This window comes from Streptomyces sp. MnatMP-M17, from assembly GCF_900091995.1.
Classification (GTDB): domain Bacteria; phylum Actinomycetota; class Actinomycetes; order Streptomycetales; family Streptomycetaceae; genus Streptomyces.
The window spans coordinates 1-1,680 of record NZ_FMDK01000901.1 but is presented as its reverse complement, the minus strand read 5'-3'; the positions used below and the strand labels follow the sequence as shown (position 1 = coordinate 1,680).

General features: G+C 71.4%; 1 protein-coding gene. It reads right to left on the bottom strand.

Annotated features, from left to right (window positions below):
- Positions 1 to 16 precede the first annotated feature (16 nt).
- The coding region (locus tag GA0115259_RS33065; RefSeq protein ID WP_107469327.1) for an AAA family ATPase at positions 17 to 1,680 on the bottom strand (1,664 nt) is incomplete at its 5' end.

Here is a 1,680-nt window from a genome sequence, read left to right as displayed (position 1 = left end):
GCCGCTCGGCGGCCTCCTAGGCGGGCGGCGCACCGCCCGGCGGCGCCGTCCCTCGGCCCGAGAGCACCTCTCCGTACGCCTGCATGAGGTCCGGCAGGCGTAGCGTCGCCAGGTCGTCGCGGGTGGGCGTGCCGGTGTAGCCCGAGAGGCGCAGATCCCGGTACGCGCAGCTCTTCTCGTACAGCGTGCGGACAAAGCGGCCGTTGCCCAGTTCGTCGATCCAGCCCTGGTCCACGACGTGCCCGCTGATCGACAGCAGCTCGTCCACGGACTCCTCGTCCCAGAGGTCGCCGTTCTCCGAGGCCAGTACACGGCCGATGGCGGTCAGCTCCAGCGGACGGTAGCTGGGGAAGTCGACGCGGCTGGTGAAACGGGACGAGAGGCCCGGATTGGTGGCCAGCAGCCGGTCCATGCCCTCCGGGTAGCCGGCGAGGATGACCACGAGATGGTCCCGGTTGTCCTCGGCGCGCTTCAGCAGTACCTGGAGGGCCTCGTCGCCATACGCGTCGCCCTTGGTGTATCCGGAGTTGGAGAGGCTGTACGCCTCGTCGACGAAGAGCACACCGCCGATCGCGGAGTCGATCAGCTCGTTCGCCTTGACCGCGGTCTGTCCCAGGAACTCGCCCACCAGATCCGCCCGCTGGGCCTCGACCAGATGGTCGCCGCCGAGCAGCCCGAGGGCGTAGAAGATCCGGCCGAGGATGCGCGCGACGGTGGTCTTGCCGGTGCCCGAGGGACCGGAGAAGACAAAGTGACGTTTCGGCGGCTGGACGGGCAGTCCCTCGCCGGCCCGGAGCCGGGCCATGTTGAGCTGCGCGGAGATCGCCTTGACCTGGCGTTTCACCGGCTCCAGACCGACCATCCGCTCCAGCTCGGCCAGCGCCTCGGCGAGTAGCGCCGGATCGGTCGGGCCCTCCGGGAACCTGGGCTGGGCCGGCTGTGTGGGCGGCGGCACCTTCTCCCGTACGTCGTCGCGCGCCGGTGCCGGGACCGAGCCGCCCATCACGGGCGGGCTCTCGCGGCCGAGCAGTACGTCCGAGCCGGCCGGCTCCTCGCTCTCGCCCTGCGCGTCCGCCGCGTCCTGGCCGAAGCCGGCCAGTGCCACCGAGGCCAGTCCCACCGGATCGTCCGGTCCTTCGTAGCCGTCGAAGTCGGTGATCGCGGCCAGCCGGGCCGCCGTGTCCATGAACGCCGGATCGAGCCGGTGCACGGCCCGGTAGAGAGGTAAGGCGGCGGCGCTGCGCCCGGTGCCCTCATGGGCGCGGGCCAGCCAGTACCGCAGCTCCTTGCGCTGGGGCTGTTCGCTGCGGCAGCGCATCAGCGCGGTGGACAGCAGCGGCAGGGCCTGCCCGTACATCTCCAGCCGGACCCGGGCCATCCCGCCGAAGAGGCCTGCCTCGATGCCCAGCAGCGGATCGTTGACGAGCGGCTCGGTATGGCGTACGAGCTGGTCCCAGTCCTTGACCAGATAGGCGCGGCAGGCGTGCAGGAACCGCACCTGCGGATCGGCGTCCACGGGCGGCAGTCCCGCCAGCGCCCGGTCCAGCTCCGGTACATGCCGGCCGTCCAGCCAGTGCGAGGCGTGGGCGAGCAGCAGATCGCGCCCGTTCTCCAGCACGGGCTGGACCCACCAGCCCAGCCAGTACCAGGAGTTGAGAGTACGGCGATGGCGGGGGGGCG